Origin of the sequence: Citrobacter sp. RHB36-C18, assembly GCF_013814485.1 — a bacterium.
Lineage (GTDB): Bacteria > Pseudomonadota > Gammaproteobacteria > Enterobacterales > Enterobacteriaceae > Citrobacter > Citrobacter braakii.
Genome location: NZ_CP057125.1, coordinates 4,759,740 through 4,776,459 on the forward strand (window position 1 = coordinate 4,759,740; position 16,720 = coordinate 4,776,459).

15 protein-coding genes are annotated in these 16,720 nt (G+C 52.1%); 4 read left to right on the forward strand and 11 right to left on the reverse strand.

Annotated elements, in window-relative coordinates; all coding sequences use genetic code 11:
- Nucleotide 1: 1 nt before the first annotated feature.
- The 9 genes from rffA to trxA all read right to left on the reverse strand — a co-directional run bounded on the left by rffA (nt 2) and on the right by trxA (nt 8,584).
- Nucleotides 2-1,132, reverse strand: coding sequence for a dTDP-4-amino-4,6-dideoxygalactose transaminase (rffA, locus tag HVZ52_RS22525; protein WP_016155114.1), 1,131 nt, complete (start codon nt 1,130-1,132; stop codon nt 2-4).
- 4 nt (nt 1,133-1,136) lie between these two features.
- Nucleotides 1,137-1,814, reverse strand: coding sequence for a dTDP-4-amino-4,6-dideoxy-D-galactose acyltransferase (gene rffC, locus HVZ52_RS22530; RefSeq protein WP_181598711.1), 678 nt, complete (start codon nt 1,812-1,814; stop codon nt 1,137-1,139).
- Complete coding sequence (wecC, locus tag HVZ52_RS22535) at nt 1,811-3,073, reverse strand: UDP-N-acetyl-D-mannosamine dehydrogenase (RefSeq protein ID WP_181221004.1); 1,263 nt, start codon at nt 3,071-3,073, stop codon at nt 1,811-1,813. Before wecC ends, rffC begins: the two co-directional genes overlap by 4 nt.
- Complete coding sequence (gene wecB / locus HVZ52_RS22540; protein WP_181598712.1) at nt 3,070-4,200, reverse strand: UDP-N-acetylglucosamine 2-epimerase (non-hydrolyzing); 1,131 nt, start codon at nt 4,198-4,200, stop codon at nt 3,070-3,072. The genes wecC and wecB overlap by 4 nt, the downstream gene beginning before the upstream one ends.
- Nucleotides 4,201-4,255: 55 nt before the next feature.
- A complete protein-coding gene (gene wzzE / locus HVZ52_RS22545) occupies nt 4,256-5,302 on the reverse strand; it encodes an ECA polysaccharide chain length modulation protein (RefSeq protein ID WP_016155108.1) in 1,047 nt (348 codons plus the stop codon).
- A 12-nt stretch (nt 5,303-5,314) separates the two neighbouring features.
- The gene (gene wecA, locus HVZ52_RS22550; protein WP_016155107.1) at nt 5,315-6,418 is read right to left on the reverse strand and encodes a UDP-N-acetylglucosamine--undecaprenyl-phosphate N-acetylglucosaminephosphotransferase; all 1,104 of its coding nucleotides are present in this window, start codon (nt 6,416-6,418) and stop codon (nt 5,315-5,317) included.
- Between the two features lie 239 nt (nt 6,419-6,657).
- Entirely contained in the window at nt 6,658-7,917 is a 1,260-nt protein-coding gene (gene rho / locus HVZ52_RS22555) for a transcription termination factor Rho (protein ID WP_002437993.1), read from the reverse strand.
- 87 nt (nt 7,918-8,004) lie between these two features.
- A complete protein-coding gene (locus tag HVZ52_RS22560; RefSeq protein ID WP_049259789.1) occupies nt 8,005-8,124 on the reverse strand; it encodes a rho operon leader peptide in 120 nt (39 codons plus the stop codon).
- Nucleotides 8,125-8,254: 130 nt separating this feature from the next.
- Nucleotides 8,255-8,584 (reverse strand): thioredoxin TrxA, encoded by a 330-nt coding sequence (trxA, locus tag HVZ52_RS22565; RefSeq protein ID WP_001280776.1) that lies wholly within the window; start codon nt 8,582-8,584, stop codon nt 8,255-8,257.
- Between the two features lie 143 nt (nt 8,585-8,727).
- Here trxA and rhlB point away from each other — a divergent pair, with 143 nt between their 5' ends.
- Both rhlB and gppA read left to right on the forward strand, forming a co-directional pair.
- A complete protein-coding gene (gene rhlB, locus HVZ52_RS22570) occupies nt 8,728-9,996 on the forward strand; it encodes an ATP-dependent RNA helicase RhlB (protein WP_003829013.1) in 1,269 nt (422 codons plus the stop codon).
- A gap of 8 nt (nt 9,997-10,004) precedes the next feature.
- A complete protein-coding gene (gene gppA, locus HVZ52_RS22575; protein WP_016157837.1) occupies nt 10,005-11,489 on the forward strand; it encodes a guanosine-5'-triphosphate,3'-diphosphate diphosphatase in 1,485 nt (494 codons plus the stop codon).
- 47 nt (nt 11,490-11,536) lie between these two features.
- Here gppA and rep read toward each other — a convergent pair whose 3' ends face one another.
- Complete coding sequence (gene rep / locus HVZ52_RS22580) at nt 11,537-13,558, reverse strand: DNA helicase Rep (protein ID WP_049270478.1); 2,022 nt, start codon at nt 13,556-13,558, stop codon at nt 11,537-11,539.
- A 145-nt stretch (nt 13,559-13,703) separates the two neighbouring features.
- Here rep and ppiC point away from each other — a divergent pair, with 145 nt between their 5' ends.
- Nucleotides 13,704-13,985 carry a peptidylprolyl isomerase PpiC gene (gene ppiC, locus HVZ52_RS22585; RefSeq protein ID WP_016155104.1) on the forward strand — a complete coding sequence of 94 codons (282 nt, stop codon included), beginning with the start codon at nt 13,704-13,706 and terminating at the stop codon, nt 13,983-13,985.
- Nucleotides 13,986-14,038: 53 nt separating this feature from the next.
- Here ppiC and ilvC read toward each other — a convergent pair whose 3' ends face one another.
- Nucleotides 14,039-15,514: a ketol-acid reductoisomerase gene (gene ilvC, locus HVZ52_RS22590; protein ID WP_003844614.1), complete on the reverse strand. Its 1,476-nt coding sequence runs from the start codon at nt 15,512-15,514 to the stop codon at nt 14,039-14,041.
- 152 nt (nt 15,515-15,666) lie between these two features.
- On the opposite strand from ilvC, the gene ilvY reads away from it, so the two are divergent.
- Complete coding sequence (ilvY, locus tag HVZ52_RS22595) at nt 15,667-16,569, forward strand: HTH-type transcriptional activator IlvY (RefSeq protein ID WP_016155102.1); 903 nt, start codon at nt 15,667-15,669, stop codon at nt 16,567-16,569.
- Nucleotides 16,570-16,720 lie beyond the last annotated feature (151 nt).

Sequence of the window (16,720 nt, forward strand, 5' to 3'; positions counted from 1 at the left end):
ATCAGGCAAAGTAGTTGAGTAAGGTCGTAATGACTGTTCGCTGGTTCACCGGCGACAGATTGTAGAACAGCGGTAAACGCAGCAGGCGTTCGCTCTCTTTGGTGGTGTAACGATCAACACCGGCAAACACGCCGAATTTATCGCCAGCCGGGCAATCATGCAGCGGGATATAGTGGAACACCGCCATAATTTCAGCTTCTTTCAGGAAGTTAATCAACGCCGTGCGATCGTCGATATCGCGCAGCTTGATGTAAAACATATGGGCATTCTGTACGCAACCCTCCGGTATCGAAGGCAGCTCAATACGCCCGGCACGCGCCAGCGGTTCCAGGGCATCGTAATACTTTTGCCACAGCGCCAGACGCTGCTGGTTAATACGATCAGCCGCTTCCAACTGCGCCCACAGATAAGCCGCCTGCAGATCGGACATCAAATAGCTGGAACCGATATCACGCCAGGTATACTTATCTACCTGGCCGCGGAAAAACTGACTACGGTTAGTCCCTTTTTCACGGATGATCTCTGCGCGCTCGACTAATTTTTTATCATTAATCAGCGTCGCTCCACCTTCCCCGCCTGCGGTATAGTTTTTGGTCTCATGGAAGCTAAAGCAGCCGATGTGACCAATCGTACCCAGCGCACGCCCCTTGTAGGTCGACATGACGCCCTGGGCGGCATCTTCCACCACATACAGGTTATGTTTAGTGGCCAGCCCCATGATGGTATCCATTTCGCAGGCCACGCCCGCGTAATGTACCGGCACAATAGCGCGGGTTTTATCGGTGATCGCCGCTTCAATCAGCGTTTCGTCAATGTTCATGGTATCCGGGCGAATATCAACAAAGACGATTTTCGCGCCGCGCAACACGAAGGCATTGGCCGTAGAGACAAACGTGTAGCTCGGCATAATGACTTCATCGCCAGGCTGGATGTCCAGCAGCAATGCCGCCATCTCAAGCGATGCGGTGCAGGAAGGCGTCAGCAGCACTTTCTCACTGCCAAAATGCTGCTCCAGCCACTGCTGACAGCGACGGGTAAAGCCACCGTCACCACACAGTTTGCCGCTATTCATCGCAGACTGCATGTAATCGAGTTCAGTTCCCACCACCGGCGGTGCATTAAATGGAATCATCGTGTCACCTGTATAACCAATACGCGGTGCTTTCCACATTCGCACCACTGTGTATATAACGTTTAAGCGCGGCGGTGTTACCCATTTGGGTCGCCACGCGCAATGTTGTTTTACCGCGGGCCTGTGCCCAACAAAGCGCGGCCTGCATCAGTTCTGCACCCGCACCACGCCCGGCCAGCAGGCCAATTCTCGCCTCGGTCGCATTCAGTTCACGCAGCGAGACATAGCCACGAATCTCACCAGTCGGTTTACGAAAAATGAGGCATTGATGATCAAACGTCCCCAGCACCGCGTTTTCAATCCACTGTGCGTAGAAACGCGCGCTGGCATCTTCGGCATACCACGGGGCGCGAAAACGACTTTGCGCAAATGCCTGTCCTGCCAGATGGCGTAATACCGGGATATCCGTAGTTTGCGCGACCTGCGCACCGGGGTCGCCGCTGGCACACGTTACCGGCAGTACAAAATCGACTTCACCTTCTACCAGTGAGAACCCCAAATGCTGCAGAGCATCTAATTCATGGCTATTTGCGGCAAGTATTTTTGCTTGTACACGCGACCAGGGCAGCAACGCATCCGCAGTTAGAACCGGCGCGCGTTGGTCAAAACGGACAATGGCGCTATTCACGCCAAAGAACGTATTTTCCCAGCTAAGCGGCTCAATACTGGCGCGGATTTTCACCGCCAGACCCCTTTGGTATCAACGATGTACTGCTGTTGAACCGCATCGCCTTTGATGGCTTTAAATTCATTATGGTCAACCAACATGACCAACACATCAGCACGTGCCAGAGCATCGTCCAGCGTCGCCAGTTGGCAAAGACCATCCAGTTTTTTCGGCAGTTGATGGATGTTCGGTTCCACCACCAGCATTTCGCCTTTGTGCCATTGCGCAATATTCTGCGCAATTCCCATCGCCGGGCTTTCACGCAAATCGTCAATATTGGGTTTGAATGCCAGACCAAAACAGGCAATTTTCACTTCGCTAGCCCGTTTGTTGGTATCCGCCAGACAGTCGGCTACGGCAGCCTTTACCCGATCGACCACCCAATGCGGTTTACCATCGTTTACCTCACGTGCAGTACGGATCAATTTCGCCTGCTGCGGGTTCTGCGCCACGATAAACCACGGATCGACCGCGATACAGTGTCCACCTACGCCAGGGCCGGGCTGCAAAATATTCACGCGTGGATGCCGGTTTGCTAGGCGAATCAGTTCCCAGACGTTGATCCCCTGATCGGCGCAAATCAGCGACAGTTCATTGGCGAAGGCGATATTGACATCGCGAAAGCTATTTTCCGTCAGCTTACACATTTCTGCGGTGCGGGCGTTGGTTACCACACATTCGCCTTCGAGAAAGATGTTGTACAGCTCGCTGGCGCGCGCGGAACAGACGGAGGTCATTCCTCCAATCACCCGATCGTTTTTAATCAGTTCGACCATTACCTGACCCGGCAGTACGCGCTCTGGGCAATAAGCAATGTTAACGTCCGCCTGTTCACCGACCTGCTGCGGGAAAGTCAGGTCAGCCCGCATTTCTGCAAGCCATGCGGCCATCTGTTCAGTTGCCCCGACAGGTGAAGTGGATTCCAGAATCACCAATGCGCCTTTTTTCAAAACTGGCGCAATAGATTTCGCCGCGGCTTCTACGTAGACCATATCGGGTTCATGATCTCCCTTGAACGGGGTAGGCACCGCAATCAGATACGCATCAGCATCTACGGGTGTCGCGCTCGCACGTAAAAACCCATTTTCGACCGCCGTTTTCACCACCGCACCCAGATCGGGCTCAACGATGTGAATTTCACCGCGATTAATGGTATCCACCGCATGTTGATTTATATCTACGCCAATTACGTGTTTTTGACGGGAAGCAAAGGCAGCCGCCGTTGGCAGTCCGATATAACCCAGCCCAATGACAGAAATGGTCGTAAAACTCATAGCGATATCCGATTATTTTTTAATGCTTCTAAAATGCGGTCACATGCCAGCCCGTCTCCATACGGATTATGGGCGCGGCTCATGATCTGATATTCATTGTCGTCATGCAGCAAACGCGTGACTTCTTCAACAATCCGCTGTGGGTCTGTACCTACCAGGCGTACAGTCCCTGCGGTAATAGCTTCCGGGCGCTCCGTTGTTTCACGCATCACCAGCACAGGTTTCCCCAGAGACGGCGCTTCTTCCTGAATCCCGCCGGAATCAGTAAGGATCAGCCAGGCGTGATTCATCAGCCATACGAATGGCAGGTAGTCCTGCGGTTCAATCAACACCACATTTTCAACGTGACCCAGGATGCGATTGACCGGCTCACTGACGTTAGGGTTCAGGTGTACCGGATAGACAATCTGCACATTTTGGTTAGACGCGGCTATTTCCGCCAGGGCATGACAGATTTGCTCAAAACCGCGACCGAAGCTTTCCCGACGATGACCGGTCACCAGGATCATCTTTTTATCAGCATCCAGGAAAGGATAACGTTCGGCCAGATCCGCACGCAGCGTCTCATTTCCCAGTACGCGATCCCGAACCCAGATCAACGCGTCAATAACCGTATTACCCGTGACGAAAATACGATCATCAGGGATAGCTTCTCGTAACAGATTTTGGCGCGAGTTTTCTGTTGGGGCAAAATGATACATTGCCAGACGCCCGGTCAGCGTACGATTAGCCTCTTCCGGCCATGGTGAATAGAGATCGCCTGTACGTAAACCAGCCTCGACATGCCCCACCGGGATGCGCTGATAGAACGCGGCCAGACTGGTAGCAATCGTGGTTGTGGTATCACCATGAACCAACACCACATCGGGTTTGAATTCAGCCAAAATAGGCTTTAACCCTTCCAGGATGCGGCAGGTTATTTCTGTTAGTCCCTGACCTGGCTGCATAATATTGAGATCGTAGTCAGGTACAATGGAAAAAAGATTCAACACCTGATCGAGCATCTCCCGATGCTGCGCCGTAACGCAAACTTTCGCCTCAAAATCAGGATCTTTTTCCAGCGCATGAACCAGAGGAGCCATCTTAATGGCCTCCGGTCGCGTACCAAATACAGTCAGTACTTTCACATCGATTCTCTTCGGATTGGCAGTGAGGGCCCAGCCCCTCACTGCAACGGCATTGCTAAATCGTACGGCGACGGGTTAACGCGACACCAGCACCGATCAGAGCCCCAACGATACCCCACATAATCATCAGGAAGGCGCGACGAGGGCTGTCACGTTTTACCGGCTCTTCCGGCGTTCTCAAATAACGATAGGTCTGAAAACGCGGATCTAAAGTTGGTCCAACGTTCAGGGTGTTCAGCATTGCCCTGTTCTGGAAATAGTCCAGATCGAAATCCGGACCAATTGACTGCAGATTCTCAAGTCGCGCCTGCAACATAGGACGTCCGAGTAAGAACAATTCTGAATCCGGTAATTCATCAGCTGGAACATCTGTGGAAGTACGCGAAATATTATGCTGCTCAGCAATTTTAAGCGCTTGTTCAATGCTGTGGACGCGGCGAGAGAAAATGGATTTTGCCACTTCTTCCTGACGTTTGACCTGCGCTTTCATCTGCACAGTGCGTGCAGCCCATGCGCCTTTTAACTCATCATTCAGATGACGTGCCGCGCGTTGGCTGGCAAACGCGACGTACTGGCGCAGCAAATTGTTGGCATCAGGAGCCGTCTCGGCAATCAGCTTCACGCTGTCATTGGTATTACGCAGCGCATCGCCAGGCAAAAACTGAATGTTATTGATCAGTTCATCCAGCATCGCCGCATCGGCTTTGCTATTACCGACCATACGCTGCTTATAGTAATCAGTCTGCTGCCAGAATTCTCGGCGTGTATCCCAGGAGGCAAGCTGCATAATGAATTCTTTATAGGCCTCATCCATTACTGACGGTTGGTCCGTGGACGCAAGACTGGCCTTAATATCCAGGTTGCGTAAAAACTGTTGTTGAGAGTAAAAGCCACCCAACATATTGACCGTTGGCCTGTCAGTAATCGCCGTGGCGCTCCACTCCTGACGCGCAAAAAACGTATAGGCGAGGGCCGCTATCGCGAAGGCGAGAGCCATACCGACGATCCACACCTTCCCTGACCACAAGGTACGAAACAACCCACGGATATCCAGTTCATTTTCAGCGCTCACGGCGTCTTCCCCCGGTAATGGTTGTCTCATCGCATCCTCAATTTACTTGGTTAAGTTTGGTTTGCCTTCACGAATTCTTCGCAATCTGCGCTTCACTCGCTTGATAAATCTCGCTACCTTCCAGGCACGCTTGATACAGTAACCGTAGAGGCCAAAGGCCAGTAAAAAAAGCAACAACATGGCCCATTCAGGGACTAAGCGAAAATATTCAGCCAACACGCCGATAGACGCCAGTACCGCCGCAGCCAGCGTAATCAGAACAAATGCTTGTCGGGAAGTAAACCCTGCCCGCATCACCAAATGATGTATGTGTTGACGATCCGCGGAGAAAGGGCTCATGCCTTTTCGCAAACGTCGGTACATGATTGCCACCATATCCATCAATGGAATGGCAATAATCCACAGTGCAGTTACCGGGCTAATGGGGTGAGTTTTGCCCTGCGTAGTCTCCAGCAGGATCCAAATAATGGTGAAGCCAATCAGTGTACTGCCCGCGTCACCCATAAAAACTTTATAGCGACGTCCAAGGATGCCCAGATTTAGCAGGATATAAGGCAGAATGGCGGCGATCATGGCAAAACACCAGATAGCCAGACTCGTCTGACCATCAAACCACAAAATGAATCCCATCGCCGCAAATGAAACGCTGGACAACCCACCTAGCAGACCATCAATCCCATCCACCATATTGAAGGCGTTTATTGCCGCCCAGACGGCAAACAGCGTGAGTAAATAGCCGAACGGACCGAGCACCATCTCCCAGGGGCCAAAAATATACCCAAGGCTAAGAAGATAGAGTTTGCCAACCGACATCATAATAATGCCGATCGCGGCCTGGATAATCGCACGGATTTTTACACTGATATCAAAGCGATCGTCTAACGCGCCGACCAAAACTAATACACCAGCACAGGCCAGAAAGAGAGAAGCATGCGGGATGTAGTAGTCAGCAATGGCAAACGTAAAACATACACCTGCGTAAGCCGAAATCCCTCCAACCAACGGAATCAATCCCTGATGCCGTTTACGGAAGTTGGGTTTATCCACTAAACCAATCTTTTTTGCGACCTTGCGGGCAAAGAAAAGAAACAGTGTTGTGAATAAGAAAATACTGATGAGATCAGTGCTTACTGTCAGTAAATTCACAATGCATGCTCTCAGAGAATATTAATAGCAGAAGTATAACCACGAAGACCTATATTCAGAAGGGAAACCCGACTTCATACCCAATGGTTTTGTATAATTATCAACCACAAGAAACAGATTACGAATCTTTTTCTACTTGTTGGTACTTCATACCGTATTATCGTTATTGTGTCGTTAAGATTACAGCCACAAAAGCAAAACGCCACGTAAAAACGTGGCGTTTTCGGATGAGACCTGAATTACGAACGCTTCATCATGTCGAAGAAGTCGTCGTTAGTCTTAGTCATCGCCAGCTTGTTAATGAGGAATTCCATGGCATCAATCTCACCCATCGGATGGATGATTTTGCGCAGGATCCACATTTTCTGCAGCTCTTCCTGGGTGGTGAGCAGCTCTTCTTTACGGGTACCGGAACGGTTGTAGTCGATAGCCGGGAAGACGCGTTTTTCAGCAATCTTACGAGAGAGATGCAGTTCCATGTTGCCGGTACCTTTAAACTCTTCGTAGATAACTTCATCCATTTTAGAGCCAGTATCGATCAGCGCAGTCGCGATGATGGTCAGGCTACCGCCCTCTTCCACGTTACGCGCCGCACCGAAGAAACGCTTCGGACGATGCAAAGCGTTGGCATCAACACCACCGGTCAAAACTTTACCGGAAGCCGGAACCACGGTGTTGTAAGCACGCGCCAGACGGGTGATGGAATCGAGCAGAATGATAACGTCTTTCTTGTGTTCAACCAGACGTTTCGCCTTCTCGATAACCATTTCCGCAACCTGAACGTGGCGGGAGGCTGGTTCGTCAAAGGTAGACGCAACCACTTCACCTTTCACCAGACGCTGCATCTCGGTAACTTCTTCCGGACGTTCGTCAATCAGCAGCACCATCAGCACGCAGTCCGGATGGTTGTAAGCAATGCTCTGCGCGATGTTCTGCAGCAGCATGGTTTTACCTGCTTTCGGCGGAGCAACAATCAGACCACGTTGGCCACGACCGATCGGTGATGCCAGATCCAGTACACGCGCCGTTAAGTCTTCAGTAGAACCGTTACCACGTTCCATACGCAGACGAGAGTTTGCGTGCAGCGGTGTTAAGTTCTCAAAGAGGATTTTGTTACGGGCGTTTTCTGGTTTGTCGTAGTTAACTTCGTTAACTTTCAACAGCGCAAAGTAGCGTTCACCTTCTTTCGGCGGGCGAATCTTACCAGAGATGGTATCACCAGTGCGGAGGTTGAAACGGCGGATTTGGCTGGGAGAAACGTAGATGTCATCAGGACCGGCGAGGTAGGAGCTGTCTGCAGAGCGGAGGAAACCAAATCCATCCTGCAATATCTCCAGCACACCGTCACCAAAGATATCTTCGCCACTCTTTGCGTGCTGCTTCAGGATGGCAAAAATAATGTCCTGCTTGCGCATACGAGCCAGGTTTTCAAGGCCCATATTTTCGCCGAGAGTGATCAGCTCAGAAACCGGCGTATTCTTTAATTCGGTAAGATTCATAATGGTGTGAGTTCTTAAACTTGGGGTAAATCTCGAACTTAATGTTGTGAATGGTATGGCAGGGTCATCCATGCCTGTTTACGGCCATCAACTCATGTCTGTTCGCTGTCTGGTCACAGGAAAGTACGCAGAACTGAAACGACAAGACGGATTGAGTGACAAGCCAGGAATCTGTCCACTTCTCGCGCGAGAAACAACGGGAAGTATTGGATATAACTAGATTCAAACTTAATAAGGTATGTTTAATACGAAGTCAACACTAACTTAGCACGACTCAAGTCGGGCGTCCAGTCATCCGAATCATTTCGAAGTATGGTCGCCCGATCATGAGACTTCCTTACGCTAAATTAGCGTCGAGGAATTCTTTCAACTGACCTTTGGATAGTGCGCCGACTTTAGTCGCCGCAACTTCGCCGTTTTTAAACAGCAGCAGGGTCGGGATGCCACGGATACCATACTTCGGCGCGGTGCCTGGGTTTTGGTCAATGTTCAGTTTAGCAACCGTCAATTTGCCCTGATATTCGTCAGCGATTTCATCCAGAATTGGAGCGATCATTTTGCACGGACCGCACCACTCTGCCCAGAAATCAACGAGGATAGCTCCGTCCGCTTTGAGTACATCCGTGTCAAAACTGTCGTCAGTCAGGTGAATAATTTTATCGCTCATATTAACTCCACAGGAATAAGCCTGGTGCGTTGGTGTACTCTTAATCAACGACGTGTTGATGTAGCATTAACCAACTAAAGGTTGACTTTATTTCACCGGATACGCTTTCGTAAAGCAATAGTAAGCTGATATTCTACCACACTATGAGCAAAACACATTTAACAGAACAGAAGTTTTCCGACTTCGCCCTGCACCCAAAGGTGATAGAAGCCCTTGAAAATAAAGGCTTTCATAACTGCACGCCCATTCAGGCCCTCGCGCTGCCGCTAACGCTGGCAGGTCGTGATGTTGCAGGGCAGGCGCAAACCGGTACCGGAAAAACGATGGCGTTCCTGACGTCAACGTTTCATTATCTTCTCTCTCATCCCGCGATTGCCGATCGCAAGGTGAACCAACCGCGTGCGTTAATTATGGCGCCAACGCGTGAGTTAGCCGTGCAGATCCACGCTGACGCCGAGCCGCTGGCACAGACCACCGGTTTGAAATTAGGCCTGGCTTATGGCGGCGACGGTTATGACAAACAGCTGAAAGTGCTGGAAAGCGGCGTCGATATTCTTATCGGCACGACCGGTCGTCTCATCGACTATGCAAAACAGAACCACATTAACCTGGGCGCGATTCAGGTCGTGGTGCTGGATGAAGCCGATCGTATGTACGATCTGGGTTTTATCAAAGATATCCGTTGGCTGTTCCGTCGTATGCCGCCAACCACCCAACGTCTGAACATGCTGTTTTCTGCAACCCTCTCTTACCGCGTTCGCGAACTGGCGTTCGAACAGATGAATAACGCCGAGTACGTTGAAGTCGAACCGGAACAGAAGACAGGTCACCGTATTAAAGAAGAGCTCTTCTATCCTTCCAACGAAGAGAAAATGCGTTTACTGCAAACGCTGATTGAAGAAGAGTGGCCAGATCGCGCCATCGTCTTTGCTAACACCAAGCATCGTTGTGAAGATATCTGGGGTAGCCTTGCCGCTGACGGTCATCGCGTCGGTCTGTTGACCGGTGACGTGGCGCAGAAAAAACGTCTGCGTATCCTTGATGAGTTCACCCGTGGCGATCTCGACATTCTCGTTGCGACGGATGTCGCCGCGCGTGGTCTGCATATCCCAGCCGTAACGCACGTATTTAACTATGACCTGCCGGATGACTGTGAAGATTACGTTCACCGTATCGGTCGTACCGGTCGCGCCGGAGCAAGCGGTCACTCTATCAGCCTGGCCTGTGAAGAATACGCGCTGAATTTACCAGCAATCGAGACCTATATCGGTCACTCGATCCCGGTCAGCAAGTACAACCCGGATGCGCTGATGACCGATCTGCCGAAGCCGTTACGCTTAACGCGTCCGCGCACAGGCAATGGCCCACGCCGTACCGGTGGTGCTCCGCGTAATCGTCGTCGTTCAGGTTAACGTTAGATATGCTCACAACCACTTCGCTGTACGCCGCAATTGATTTAGGCTCGAATAGTTTTCATATGCTGGTTGTACGCGAGGTGGCGGGAAGCATTCAGACGCTCACGCGTATTAAACGCAAGGTGCGTCTGGCCGCTGGCCTCAACAGCGACAACGTTCTTTCCGCTGAAGCTATGGAGCGCGGCTGGCAATGCCTGCGCCTGTTTGCTGAACGCCTGCAGGATATCCCTCAGCCGCAAATCCGCGTGGTCGCCACGGCAACATTACGCATCGCGGTAAACGCCGATGAGTTTATCGCCAAAGCGCAAGAGATCCTCGGCTGTCCTGTCCAGGTCATCAGCGGCGAAGAAGAAGCGCGGCTGATTTATCAAGGTGTTGCCCACACCACCGGCGGTGCCGATCAGCGTCTTGTCGTTGATATTGGCGGTGCCAGCACTGAACTGGTTACCGGCTCCGGCGCGCAAACCACCTCTCTGTTCAGCCTGTCAATGGGCTGCGTCACCTGGCTCGAAAGGTATTTCACCAATCGTAATCTGGCACAGGAAAACTTTGACGAAGCAGAGAAAGCGGCTCGCGAAGTTCTGCGCCCAGTCGCCGACAAACTGCGTTTTCATGGCTGGAAAGTTTGCGTTGGTGCCTCTGGCACCGTCCAGGCGTTACAGGAAATCATGATGGCGCAAGGCATGGATGAGCGCATTACGTTGGCCAAGCTTCAGCAGCTTAAACAGCGCGCCATTCATTGTGGTCGTCTGGAAGAGCTGGAAATAGAAGGGTTAACGCTGGAACGCGCACTGGTTTTTCCCAGCGGACTGGCCATTCTAATCGCCATTTTCACCGAACTGAATATTCAATGCATGACTCTGGCCGGCGGCGCACTACGCGAAGGTCTGGTCTACGGCATGCTGCACTTGCCAGTTGATCAGGACATTCGCAGCCGTACGCTGCGTAATATTCAGCGTCGATTTATGGTCGACACCGATCAGGCGAATCGCGTCACGCAATTGGCTGTACATTTACTCGAACAGGTGAAAGATGAGTGGCATCTTGAAGCCATTAGTCGTGAACTGCTGCAAAGTGCCTGTCAGTTGCATGAAATAGGACTGAGCGTAGAGTATAAGCAGGCGCCGCTGCATGCCGCCTGGCTGGTACGTAATCTCGATCTCCCGGGCTTTACTCCCGCGCAGAAAAAACTGTTAGCCACGCTGTTGCTCAACCAAACTAATCCGGTCGATCTCTCTTCACTCCACCAGCAAAACGCTGTGCCACCACGCATCGCAGAGCACCTTTGCCGTTTGCTACGCCTGGCGATCATTTTCGCCGCTCGCCGTCGCGACGATTTAGTGCCACATATCACCCTGCAAGCTCAGGATGAGAATCTGACGTTAACGCTACCGGAAGGCTGGCTGGAACATCATCCATTAGGTACAGAGTTAATCGATCAGGAAATACAGTGGCAAAGCTATGTCCACTGGCCGCTGGAAGTGCATTAGATGCTGGCTGCCGGATAGCGCTTACGCTTATCCGGCCTACAAAATACCTATTTCTCTTTGGCTTTCGCCATCATTGCCCGAATGTTAGCAATGCTGGCCTGCCCTTTTTGCATCCGCTCCTCGGCACTCACCACTTTACGCTCCTGTTCCCAGATAACGTCATCTTGTGGTAGTTCCAACAGGAAACGGCTCGGTTCAGGTCGTACCAGTTCACCGTACTGACGGCGCTCTTTACACAGCGTGAAGATAAGTTCTTTCTGCGCACGCGTAATCCCGACGTAAGCCAGACGACGCTCTTCGTCGATGTTATCTTCATCGATGCTGCTCTGGTGCGGCAAAAATCCTTCTTCCATTCCCACCATAAATACGTACGGGAACTCCAGTCCTTTTGAAGCATGCAGCGTCATCAACTGCACCTGATCCAACTCCTCTTCGCTCTCTCCGCGCTCCATCATGTCGCGCAGGGTAAAGCGGGTAACGACCTGAGTCAGGGTCATTGGCTCTTCCAGCTCACTACCTTCCAGCATCTCCGTCATCCAGCTGAACAGCGTGTTGACGTTTTTCATGCGCATTTCGGCCGCTTTCGGGCTCGGCGAGGTTTCATACAGCCAGGATTCGTAATCAATGCCGTGGATCAGATCGCGCACGGCGGCAACCGGCTCGCGCTCCGCCAGACGTTGAATTTCACCCAGCCAGTGCGTAAAGCGGGTCAGAGAATCATATCCACGCCCGGTTAGCGTCTGGCTAAGTCCCATATCAAAGCTGGCGGTAAACAGGCTTTTATTACGCGTCATCGCCCATTCCCCCAACTTTTGCAGCGTGGCCGGACCGATTTCACGCTTTGGCGTATTTACGATGCGCAAAAATGCACTGTCATCATCCGGGTTGCTGAGCACGCGCAGATAGGCCAGCAGATCTTTAATCTCCGGACGTGAGAAGAACGACGTCCCGCCGGAAATTTTGTACGGGATGCGGTTTTGCATCAGAAACTTTTCGAACACTCGCGACTGATGATTACCGCGATACAGGATGGCGTAGTCTTTATACTGCGTCTTGTTCACAAAGTGATGGGCAATCAGTTCCCCGGTCACGCGTTCTGCTTCGTGCTCTTCATTATTCGCACTCAAAACCTTCAGCTCAGCGCCGTAGCCCAGCTCAGAAAAGAGCCGTTTTTCAAAGACGTGTGGGTTGTTAGCAATAAGGATGTTCGCCGCCTTCAGGATACGCCCTGATGAACGATAGTTTTGCTCCAGCTTCACCACCTGCAGCGCCGGAAAATCTTTGCTTAACAGTACCAGGTTCTGCGGACGTGCACCGCGCCAGGAGTAGATCGACTGATCGTCATCACCCACGACGGTAAAGCGCGCGCGTTTCCCCACCAGCAACTTCACCAACTCGTACTGGCTGGTGTTGGTATCCTGATATTCATCCACCAGCAGGTAGCGGATTTTGTTCTGCCAGCGCTCGCGCACCTCTTCATTGCGCTGCAACAGCAGCGTGGGGAGCAGGATCAGATCGTCAAAATCGAGGACGTTACACGCCTTCATATGCGCGTCATACAGACCATAGCAGTGGGCAAAAATACGATCGCGTTCACCCTTTGCACTGGCTGCCGCCTGCGCTGGGGTCATCAGATCGTTTTTCCAGTTAGAGATCGTTGAAATCAACTGTTGAAGGATAAGCTTATCGTCTTCAATTAGCCCTTCGGTTAATTCCTTAAGCAGGGCCACCTGGTCAGTATCATCAAATAACGAGAAGTTCGACTTCATCCCTAGCGCGGCGTATTCACGCTTAATGACATCCAGTCCCAGAGTGTGGAAAGTAGAGATCATCAACCCGCGCGCTTCTTTACGACCCAACGTTTGCGCCACACGCTCTTTCATCTCGCGCGCAGCCTTATTGGTAAAGGTTACTGCCGCAATATGTCGTGCCTGATAGCCACATTCACGGATCAGATGTGCGATTTTGTTAGTGATAACACGCGTCTTACCGGAACCCGCTCCCGCCAGCACCAGGCAAGGTCCGGTGACGAATTCGACGGCTTGTTGTTGTCCGGGGTTCAAACGCATAGAGGATTGCTCAATCTGTAAACACGGGGATGTGGATTGTAGCAGAAAGTGACGCCAGGGGGATCGGTCATAGCCCATCGCCGAAGACCATGAATTACATGCTACTATTGCGCCCTGATTTATCACTCAACTCAGAGCACAAACCATGGCAAAAACAGCATCAGCAGTGCATATCCTTGTTAAAGAAGAGAAACTGGCTCTCGATCTTCTGGAACAAATCAAAAATGGCGCCGATTTTGGTAAACTGGCGAAGAAACACTCTATCTGCCCGTCGGGCAAACGCGGCGGCGATTTAGGCGAATTCCGTCAGGGCCAGATGGTTCCGGCGTTTGATAAAGTGGTGTTCTCCTGCCCGGTGCTGGAGCCAACCGGCCCACTGCACACTCAGTTCGGTTACCACATCATTAAAGTGCTGTACCGTAACTAATAGAAAGCCCGGTGTGTTCAAACACCGGGCTTTTTTTGCCGAATGGCAGCCTCTTAGCCAGCTACAGCAATACGTTTCATATCAGTCATATAGCCACGCAGTTTCTGGCCCACTTTCTCGATAGCATGGCTGCGAATAGCATCGTTCACGTCGCGCAGCTGCGCGTTGTCTACAGCACCTTCGGCAATCGCTTTGCCCAGATCTCCGGTTTGCAGGGTGGTCATGAACTCTTTCAGCAGCGGTACGCACGCGTAAGAGAACAGGTAGTTACCGTATTCGGCAGTGTCAGAGATAACCACGTTCATTTCATACAGACGCTTACGGGCGATGGTGTTAGCAATCAGCGGCAGCTCGTGCAGCGATTCGTAATAGGCGGACTCTTCGATGATGCCGGAATCCACCATCGTTTCAAACGCCAGTTCAACGCCCGCTTTCACCATCGCGATCATCAGTACGCCTTTATCGAAGTACTCCTGCTCGCCAATTTTACCTTCAAACTGCGGCGCGGTTTCGAACGCGGTTTTGCCGGTCTCTTCACGCCAGGTCAGCAGTTTCTTATCGTCGTTGGCCCAGTCAGCCATCATGCCTGAAGAGAATTCGCCGGAGATGATGTCATCCATGTGTTTCTGGAACAATGGCGCCATGATCTCTTTCAGCTGTTCGGACAGCGCATAAGCACGCAGTTTCGCTGGGTTAGACAGACGATCCATCATCAGGGTGATACCGCCCTGCTTCAGCGCTTCGGTGATGGTTTCCCAGCCGAACTGAATCAGTTTTTCGGCGTAAGCCGGGTCAGTACCTTCTTCCACCAGCTTGTCGAAGCACAGCAGAGAGCCTGCCTGCAGCATACCGCACAGAATTGTCTGCTCGCCCATCAGGTCAGATTTCACTTCCGCAACGAAGGACGATTCCAGCACGCCTGCACGGTGACCGCCAGTGGCCGCAGCCCATGCTTTGGCAATCGCCATGCCTTCGCCTTTCGGATCGTTTTCCGGGTGAACGGCGATCAGGGTTGGAACACCAAAACCACGTTTGTACTCTTCACGCACTTCGGTACCCGGACACTTCGGCGCAACCATCACCACAGTGATATCTTTACGGATCTGCTCGCCCACTTCGACGATGTTGAAACCGTGGGAGTAGCCCAGCGCCGCGCCATCTTTCATCAGCGGCTGTACGGAACGTACAACGTCGGAGTGCTGTTTGTCCGGGGTCAGGTTAACCACCAGATCCGCCTGCGGGATCAGTTCTTCATAAGTACCTACTTTGAAGCCATTTTCGGTCGCTTTGCGCCAGGAAGCGCGCTTCTCAGCAATCGCTTCTTTACGCAGGGCGTAGGAGATATCCAGGCCGGAGTCGCGCATGTTCAGGCCTTGGTTCAGCCCCTGAGCACCGCACCCGACGATGACCACTTTTTTACCCTGAAGGTAGCTTGCGCCATCGGCGAATTCGTCGCGCCCCATAAAGCGACATTTGCCCAGCTGCGCCAGCTGCTGGCGCAGGTTCAGTGTATTAAAGTAGTTAGCCATGGTGATACCTCGTGATGTTGTACTGTCTTATTGTTCGGTTCGCGTTTCAGCGAGAATGAACCCACATTACAACAGGAAATTTATTGCGGAAATTGATATATTCACAACATCACATTGCAATATCTGCAACGTAGAAAATCGGAGGCTCGTCCGTGGATTTACGCGATCTGAAAATGTTCCTGCATCTGGCGGAAAGCCGCCACTTTGGCCGCAGTGCGCGGGCAATGCACGTCAGCCCCTCCACACTCTCACGCCAGATCCAACGGCTGGAAGAAGATCTCGGCCAGGCGCTGTTTGTGCGCGATAACCGTACGGTCACGCTGACCGAAGCAGGCGAAGAGCTGCGAGTGTTTGCCCAGCAGACGCTGTTGCAGTATCAACAATTGCGCCACACCCTCGATCAACAGGGACCGTCGCTGTCGGGTGAGCTGCATATCTTCTGCTCGGTTACCGCCGCCTACAGCCACCTGCCGCCAATTCTCGACCGCTTTCGCGCCGAGCACCCCTCGGTTGAAATTAAGCTCACCACCGGCGATGCCGCTGACGCAATGGACAAAGTGGTCACCGGAGAGGCCGATCTGGCAATAGCAGGTAAGCCGGAGACGCTGCCCGGCGCAGTAGCATTCTCGATGCTGGAGAATTTAACGGTAGTGTTGATCGCACCAGCATTGCCTTGCCCGGTACGGAATCAGGTTTCGGTCGATAAGCCGGACTGGTCGACGGTGCCGTTTATCATGGCCGACCAGGGGCCGGTACGCCGCCGCATCGAACTGTGGTTCCGCCGTCACAAAATCAGCAACCCATCGATTTACGCCACGGTCGGGGGGCACGAAGCGATGGTCTCGATGGTGGCGCTGGGCTGCGGCGTGGCGCTGCTGCCGGAAGTGGTACTGGAAAACAGCCCGGAGCCGGTACGTAATCGCGTGATGATTTTAGAACGCAGCGACGAAAAAACACCGTTCGAGCTAGGCGTTTGCGCGCCGAAAAAACGGCTGCATGAGCCGCTGATCGACGCGTTCTGGAAGATTGTTCTGGAGCGCAAATCCGCCGAGTAGCGCCAGCGTCAGGCCTAAAATCAGTGGTAGATTCAGTATTGGCACTCCTTTTCTGTATAATGTCCCGTGCCATAATAGATGTGGGGGGCTTGTTAACCATCACGTTTAGCAAGCCAGAACAGACGGTGTCATTGCGCACTTGACAGCGAAA